We start from the raw sequence: 8,833 nt of genomic DNA on the forward strand, positions 1-8,833 counted from the left end.
TTCCATAATATTTTTTACTTTTACAGTAGGTATTTCACTACCACCTCTTCCTTTAACATTTTCTATAATCATAGATATAGAAAGTTTTCCTTCATCTGTATCTACACATGCAAACCATCCATTTTCATTTGCGTTTGTATCATCTTTATCTTTTTTTAATTCAGCTGTACCTGTTTTACCAGCTATATTTATTCCCTCAATTTTAGCTGAATTTCCAGTTCCTTTAGGATCATTTATTACATCTGAAAAGCAGTCTTTAAGTATATCTATATATTCTGCTTGTATAGCTTGTTTGTATACCTTAGGCTCTGATGATTTTGTTATATCTAGCTTTGGCATCATTATCTTACCATCATTTCCTAAGCTTGAATATATCATAGTCATATTTAAAGGAGTGGTTAAAACTTCTCCTTGTCCATATCCTGTTGCTGCCAATAATGATTTGTTATCCAAATTTCCACTATTAGATATTTGTGATTTCTCTATAGGATATCCAAATTTAATATCTTCTCCAATTCCAAACTTTTTAGCTCCGTTGACAAAATCTTTTCCACCTATATTAAGTGCTGCTTTTGCAAAATATATATTGTCAGAATATATTGTTGCATCTTTTAAATTTACTGGCTTTCCTGGATCTGTAACTCTAGTAACATCATATTCGTCCCAAGTCTTACCTTTTATATCCACAGCTTCATATGGATCTATTTTTTTATCTTCAAGACCTATAGTAGCAGTTACTAACTTCATTGTTGACCCAGGTGAGTATGCAGTTTTAAATCTTCTCTGTAATTGAGCGTTATTATCAGCTTCCCATTTTGCCTTTTCACTCTTTGTTATGTATGTCATATAGCTATTTGGATCAAATGAAGGTGAACTTACCATTGCCAAAACCTCACCAGTTTTTGGGTTTGTAGCTACACTTGCTCCTTTTTCATCTTTCATTTCTTCATATACTTTTTTTTGTAAATCAAGATCTATTGACAGTTTTATATCTTCTCCATTTTTTGCCTTCTTCTCAACTAAAACTTCCTTTTTCCCATCCGGAGTTAATATGTATACACAGCCTCCATCTTCTGCTCTTAACTTATCTTCATATACTTCTTCTATTCCACCTATACCTATTTTACTATTTTCGTTATAGCCTTTATTCTTATTGTTTTTTAATTGCTCTTGATTAATATTTCCAGTGTACCCAATCAAACTACCTATAGCTTCTCCTCCATTGTACACTCTAGCATTTTTAGTTGTTATTATTTGAACTCCAGGTATTTGAAGTAACCTTTCTATTTTCTCATTATCTGACTCTAACAAACTCACTATATCCACAGCATGGTCTGGATTTGTATTTGAATTTATTTTTTTTTCAATATAGCTAGGACTTATATCCAATATATTGGCCATATCACTAATTTTATTACTTTCACTTCCATCTTTAAATTTCTTTAAATCTAATTGTACTTGTTTTAGTTGTCCCTCACCTGCAATTAAATTGCCATTTCTATCATAGATACTACCTCTTTTTCCCTTGTAAGAGTCAGTATCTATTCCTACTTTGTCTTCTTTTTTTAAATCAGGTAATATTAATCCATAGTCCCAATTAACTTTATACCCTTTACCTTCCTTAATCATATCTATTTTAATTTTAGATGAGTCTAGCTTTCCACCAACTGTATCCATACTAACATTTAAATAAGCATCTTTACCTTCTTCTAATTCTTGATCTGATTTAGAAATTTTAATATTTTTAGCTTTTATACGAGTATATATATCTGTATATGTTTGTACAAAATCCTCTTTACTTATATTTTTTTGAGATTTTTCTGAAAGCATAGTATACATTTTTTCAAAATCTTGGCTTTGCCAAGATTTATTATAATCATCAATTGCACTTTCAATTTTTGATTTTGAACTACACCCCACAATAAATATTATTCCTACCATAATTATTAAACTTATAGTTATTAATTTAAATTTCTTCAATGTTTTTCCCCCGTTCTTTTGAATTGTCATATCTTGCATTTAATATTATGCCCAAACTTAAGTATACCCTAAATAGCAAAAAATAAGCACTTATTAATAAGTGCTTATTTTACTAAACTAATATAGTTTCTTCTTGTTCATCTTCTTTGTCGCTATCTTCATCATTGTATATAATACTTATTATTTTGCCACTTATAGTAACTGCTATTAATGAAAACACTATTTGTCTAAAATCTAAATAAACTAATGACAAAAATAAAACTATACCATCACTTATCAAATATATATGATTAACTTTCAGTGGTGTAAATTTATTGCCTATAAGTGCTATTACATCATCGCCACCCGATGCTCCACCACCTCTTACAACAAGACCTACTCCTATTCCCACTCCTATTCCCGCTAGTATACTTGCTAAAAGCATATTATGTTCAAGGTTTGGGACTAAAAATCCAATACTCTCAAATATATTATACATAGTTGAAAATGTAAATGTTGAAAGTATTGAGTACAGTAAAAATTTTTTACCAAAAAATTTTGTTCCTAATGCAAATAAAGATAAATCAATAACTAAACTAGTTAAAGATGGAGATATATCAAAAACATTTTTGATTAGTAATAATAATCCTAAAACCCCACCTTCTGTAACACTATTTTGGTAATTAAAGTTGTAACTTCCAAATGCCAATATTGTAGCTCCTATAATAATAGTTGCTACTTTTTTTAACTCTGACCGCAAAATATCACTCCTGTTAAATTTTTTAAGTTCCCTTTATTTAATTATATATATTTATTGAATATAATTCACTGATTTTTTTGAAATTGTTATTAAATTCATAAAAAATTCTCCTCTTTGAACAACTACATGTTATCATATATCACTGTTCAAAAACTAAGATATTAAAATAAAAAAGAAAAAGACTTAACATAATACAATTATAAAGTCTTTTTCTTTTTTATTTTTCTTTTTTTAACTTTTCTTTTTTTACTTCTACTCAATTCAGCAGATGTTACAGCTTCTATAGTTTGCTCTGTTTCTTCTGCTAATACTACATCTTCATCTTCTTGAGTTCCAGCTAGATTTACAGGTAATAGACCTCTCTTAGTTCGTATTAAAGATAAATCAGCTGATATTTGACCTAAAAATACTATAAAGAGAGTTAAATCCTCATCATTTAATTCTTCACCTATAGCATAAGCTAAAGTAGATGATAAAATAACATAATCTGCATATGTATATCTAGATAACCCTAAACCTTTTTTCTTATTAGTACAATCAGACTTTTGTTTAATATTATCACTAGTATTATTTGTTGTTACTTTACTTTGATTTCTTGTCATAAATCACCTCTTTGAAAGTAACTTTATAATACTATAAATATGCATAATTTATTAATTTTATTATTTAATTATTACTTAGTTTTTACTTTACTTAGCTAATATCTCTACTCCATCCTCTGTTACTAAAATCATATGTTCCCATTGAGCTGATAAAGACCCATCATCAGTATATGCAGTCCACTCATTATCAGCATCTATGTATAAATCATATCCACCTTCATTTATCATAGGTTCTATAGTAAATATCATTCCAGGAGCTAATACCATTCCTTCTCCTTTTGATCCATAGTGGAACACAAATGGATCTTCGTGGAAACTTAATCCAATACCATGACCACCAAAGTCCCTAACAACTGAGTATCCATTTTTTTCAGCATGCTGTTGGATAGCAAACCCTATATCTCCAATATTCCCCCATGGCTTTACAGCCTCAATTCCTTTTTCTAAACATTCTTTTGTAACTTCAACTAATTTCTTAGCTTTTTCACTCACATTTCCAATCATAAACATTCTTGATGCATCTGAAAAATATCCATTGTATATAGTTGATACATCTACATTTATTATATCTCCATCTTTTAATACAACATCTTCACTAGGTATCCCATGGCAAATTTCAGAATTTATAGATGTACAAACACTTTTTGGAAAACCTCCATATCCTAGAGGAGCTGGAATAGCACCTTGAGATACTGTATATTCATGTACTATTTTATTTATATCTTCAGTAGTCATACCTGCTTTAATTTTTTCTCCTACTAAATCTAATACTTCGTTATTTATTCTTGCGCTTTCTTTTATTTTTTCTATTTGATCTTTATTTTTTATAATATCATGTGTTGGAACTTCATTTCCTGCTCTTTTTAAATCTTCTAGTTTAATATCAAATTCCATGTGACATTTTTTATATTTTTTGCCACTTTTGCACCAACACTCATCATTTCTATTTAAATTCATTAAATCATCTCCTTACTTATTCTATATTAAATTATACTACGTCATGTTAATAAATGCTAATAAATTTAAAAAAGAGACCTCCATATAGCTTTACCAAACTAACTATGGAATATCTCTTTTTACTATCATTTATAAAATTTTTATTATATCAGGTTTTATATTTATTTCAGCTTTGTTTTTTTCTTTGTAATAATCTTTATATATTATAGCTATAGTGCATACAATACAAGAAAATGTTATTTCATACAATAAACTAGGTTGATTTATTGCTATAGACATATAAAATCCAATTAATAATCCTAATAAAGCAAATAATATAGGCTGAATATACAATATATAAATTAATTTAAAAGATATTATGTTATTAAACTCTATGCAAACACATTGACCTGACTTAGCACCTATATAATTATTTGCAGTTATTATATTATCTTTATTTCCTTGATAATTTATAATATTTAAGTGTTTTTTGCTAGGTTCAAGTTTCACTTTAGCACTATTTTCATTTGAGTATACAACTGTTCCTATTCTCTGCTTTTTCATAAAAACTCCCCCATTTTCTACCTAGTGCTTTTCATTTATTATAATTTATGATTTATTAGCCTATGTTGTTACTTAATAAAAAAAAATAGCGTATAAAATACGCTATTTTTTTATTTTTCTTTTAAAATCACTTTATTAACTAAAAGTATTAAAAGAGGTATAATTATATATAACATTGTTGTTGCTGCTGAAACTACACCTGAGTCATTTACAATGAATGTTACTATAGCTCCTGCCCCAATTGATACTATAGCCTTTTTTCCATAACTTTCACTTTTCATCATTTCTGTAAAGTCTTTTTTATAAAAAATGCTAGTTACTATTAAACCTATAATACCTACATATATTATATATACCCATGAACTTGTTTGCATAAGTTGTATATTCATAGAAATTTTTCGTCCAAATGTTTCTAAAATTGCCGTTGGTCCATTTGCTAAAATTTGATTGATAAATAATGATAAATGTGATTCCGATCCACTTAACATATCTATAGTTGCAAATCCTAATACAACCAATCCAGCTCCAAATAAAATTAAAATGGCTTTCTTAAAATCTATTTTCACATTAAATACAAGCATTGTAAATAATATTAATGCTACACTTTCTGAAATAGCAGATCCAACATTTGCCCCCATTGTTGGAGACGCACTAATAAATAAAATTATTAGTGATAATATTGGAACAATTAATTTAGGTAACTTTTTATTTATAACTAAAATAGACATTGACGCTATTGAAGATCCTATGATTATACCTTGATATTCATTTCCTATTCCATAGTATCTAGCCCCTACTATTGCATCATATGACATTATACTATTTTTCATTAAGTATGAACCTAATAACGCATCTACTATTATAACAAAAATTGATAAAGTTGCATAAAATCCAATTTGTTTATTATCTGATTTAAATATTAATTTTGAAATAAAGTATATAACCAGAGTAAGTGTACATATAGATAAATAAATGCCTAACTTTGTATTGAAATTAAACATAGGCGCTAATAAAAATGCTATTGGCATTATTAATCCAAATTTACTTAACTCTCTCAAAACACTAAATACTTTTTTTATACTTTTTTTATATTTACTTTCTAATTTTTTTCTAAATAATAGTAATACTATACTTAATCCTAAAACTATAGATATCGAGTTTATAAAAAATTGAATTATACCACTTCTCACATCTGAAATATTAACAATTTTACTGTATTCTTTTTCGATAAAATTTATATTATCTTCATTTTTTATACTCTCTAATACTCTTCCTACCATATTATCCGATGTCAATTTATAATCTGCAAGTATTCCTGCACCTATATCTACGTTTCCTATTACACCATCTCTTCTAGTCGTTGCTGATGTTAATAGCCCTTTTCCAGATCCATCAAACTTTACTACAGGTGATAGTCTTCTTTTATTTTTATAATCTATATCCTTAGGAAATGCACTCATTATATATACTGTATCATTTTTGTCTACAATGCTAAATACTTCTTTTAAGTATTCATCTATATCTTTATGAATTTTCTTTTCCATAGATTTGTACGTATTCTCATTTAGGTATGACTTATATAAATCTAGTCTATATGTGTCACCTAACTCTATAAATACTACGTCACTTTTATCATATTGCTTTTTAGTTTCAGTTTTTAACTTATCGTAATCTGTGCTTAATCCAAAAGGCATACTCTCATCAATTTTATTTATACTGTCTACATTACCACTATCTATTCTTCCATAGTTATCCATTGCCATTGCAGCAATATTTCTATTTAGTTCTTCTGGTTTTGTTCCTATATCAGCATTTCCTAGTACTGAGACACTTAAATTATTTTTATTTAAAGTTTGACCCAATTCACCTAATGTAGATCCATATTTTCCTTTATCTAAATTATCGTTTATAGATAAATTAATATCTGTATCATTAACACCTTTTGCCTTTTTGCCTGTAGCACTTTCATATGTAATTTTGTTGTCTTTATCTACATCTTTAAAACCTCTAAAATCAGTACTATATGTATTTACTCTTCCTCCAGCTCCAATACTTGCATATGACCTATTATCCCCCGTTCCTTGGTCACCTCTTACATTCATTAATGCTATGTATCCTCTATTTTCTAATTGTTTTTTTAACGTAGGAATTTCTAGGAAATCTACAAAATTACTTCTGTTCATATTTATAACAATAGTTTTATGATTGCTATTTGCAAATGCATTTATAGGTGTAATACATATTAGCATTATAAGCACTAAAACTAAAGATGTTACTTTTTTCTTCACTTCTCCACCTCCAAATTTATCTAAATTAATTATAAAATATATTTAAGTTTTACACTATAGTATTACCTTAAATAATAAAAAAATTCTACGCATAATTCACTTTAAAATTACGATAGGGAGATATTTTCCTTGAAAATATCTCCCTATCACCTAATATCTATAAAACTCTCTTTGCTTTAACATACGTATTTTGCCAATATGATGAATTTATATTAGTAGTTTTTACTACATCTCCTGGTTTAGGTGCATGTATCATCTGTCCACTTCCTATATATATACCTACATGATTAACTCCTCCACTACCATCAGTACTTGAGAAAATTAAATCTCCAGGTTGTAATTGAGATTGGCTTACAGTAGTTCCTACATTAGCTTGTTCTCTTGATGTTCTTGGCATTTTTTTGCCATGTTGTCCATATACATAATATACTAACCCAGAACAGTCAAAACTATTAGGTCCTTCAGCTCCCCATACATAAGGCTTTCCAAGTTGAGCTTTAGCTGTATTTATTATAGCCTGAGCATTACTAGTTTCAGATGATCCACCACCTGAGCCTTCTGAACCTCCTGAACCTTCTCCACCTTTACTTATATAATCACTACTTGCCCATCCTACTTGTCCATTTGATAATTTTACTTTATACCATCCATTTGAGCTACTTAATATATCTACAGTATTTCCTTTGTATGCTTTTCCTACTATTGAATTGCTTGTAGATGGTCCACTTCTTATGTTTAATGCACTTGCTGTTACTGTTCCTTTACCTGTTGATGGAGTTTCTGTTGACCCTCCTCCATTATTAGATCCGTTATCTGAGCCTCCAGATGTGTTTATGTAATCACCACTTGCCCATCCTACTTGTCCATTTGATAATTTTACTTTATACCATCCATTTGAGCTACTTAATATATCTACAGTATTTCCTTTGTATGCTTTTCCTACTATTGAATTGCTTGTAGATGGTCCACTTCTTATGTTTAATGCACTTGCTGTTACTGTTCCTTTACCTGTTGATGGAGTTTCTGTTGATCCTCCTCCATTATTAGAACCTCCAGATGTGCTTATATAATCTCCACTTGCCCATCCTATTTGCCCATTTTGAGTTTTTATTTTATGCCATCCATTTGAACTTTCTAATATAGTTACACTTTGACCTTTGTAAACCATAGTCACCTTCCCGTAACTTGTAGATGGTCCACTTCTTACATTTAATGCGCTTGCTGTTATTGTTCCTGTTTTTCCACTTGATGGAGCTTCTGAACTTGAATCTCCAGATACGTTTATATATTTTCCGCTTCCCCAACCTATTTTTCCATTTGAAAGCTTAACTTTGTACCATCCATTTGATGTTTCTAATATTTGTAATTTATCGCCTTTATAAGCATACCCCACTACTGAGTTACTTGTTGATGGCCCACTTCTTATATTTAATGCACTTGCTGTTACTGTTCCTGTTTTAGCATTAGCAAATACAGCAGTTCCTGATAGCACTATACCTAAAGATGTTACCGATATAGCTGTTGCAATTTTTCTATCAATCATACTTAATCTCCCTTCTTTTTATAAAATTAAAGCAAAACAAATTTTCTAAATTTGTATTTTTTTTGTAACCTTTTGATCATATTTTATGTCCAAAATTTTACTTCTATATATATATTATCGGTTCAATATGAATTTTCTGTGAAATTATATATATTTTTCTACATTTACTTTAAATTTCCTA

Annotated in this window: 7 protein-coding genes; all 7 read right to left on the reverse strand. The window is 28.7% G+C overall.

All coding sequences use genetic code 11. The annotated features are described in order from the left end of the window. Positions 1-1,980, reverse strand: a 1,980-nt coding sequence (locus tag VN21_RS01860) for a penicillin-binding transpeptidase domain-containing protein (RefSeq protein ID WP_046821772.1), incomplete at its 3' end; no start/stop codon positions are given. A 112-nt stretch (positions 1,981-2,092) separates the two neighbouring features. Then, complete coding sequence (locus tag VN21_RS01865; protein ID WP_226896659.1) at positions 2,093-2,719, reverse strand: YitT family protein; 627 nt, start codon at positions 2,717-2,719, stop codon at positions 2,093-2,095. A 197-nt stretch (positions 2,720-2,916) separates the two neighbouring features. Beyond that, the gene (locus VN21_RS01870; RefSeq protein WP_046821774.1) at positions 2,917-3,321 is read right to left on the reverse strand and encodes a hypothetical protein; all 405 of its coding nucleotides are present in this window, start codon (positions 3,319-3,321) and stop codon (positions 2,917-2,919) included. A gap of 87 nt (positions 3,322-3,408) precedes the next feature. Then, positions 3,409-4,278 (reverse strand): methionyl aminopeptidase, encoded by an 870-nt coding sequence (locus tag VN21_RS01875; protein ID WP_046821775.1) that lies wholly within the window; start codon positions 4,276-4,278, stop codon positions 3,409-3,411. A 129-nt stretch (positions 4,279-4,407) separates the two neighbouring features. Beyond that, positions 4,408-4,821, reverse strand: a complete 414-nt coding sequence (locus tag VN21_RS01880; RefSeq protein ID WP_046821776.1) for a SoxR reducing system RseC family protein — start codon at positions 4,819-4,821, stop codon at positions 4,408-4,410. Between the two features lie 110 nt (positions 4,822-4,931). Beyond that, positions 4,932-7,109, reverse strand: a complete 2,178-nt coding sequence (locus tag VN21_RS01885) for an MATE family efflux transporter (protein WP_046821777.1) — start codon at positions 7,107-7,109, stop codon at positions 4,932-4,934. Positions 7,110-7,266: 157 nt separating this feature from the next. Next, positions 7,267-8,652: a C40 family peptidase gene (locus tag VN21_RS01890; protein WP_052951949.1), complete on the reverse strand. Its 1,386-nt coding sequence runs from the start codon at positions 8,650-8,652 to the stop codon at positions 7,267-7,269. Positions 8,653-8,833: the final 181 nt, after the last annotated feature.

The organism is Paraclostridium benzoelyticum (assembly GCF_001006285.1).
In the GTDB taxonomy this organism is placed as follows: Bacteria; Bacillota; Clostridia; order Peptostreptococcales; family Peptostreptococcaceae; genus Paraclostridium; species Paraclostridium benzoelyticum.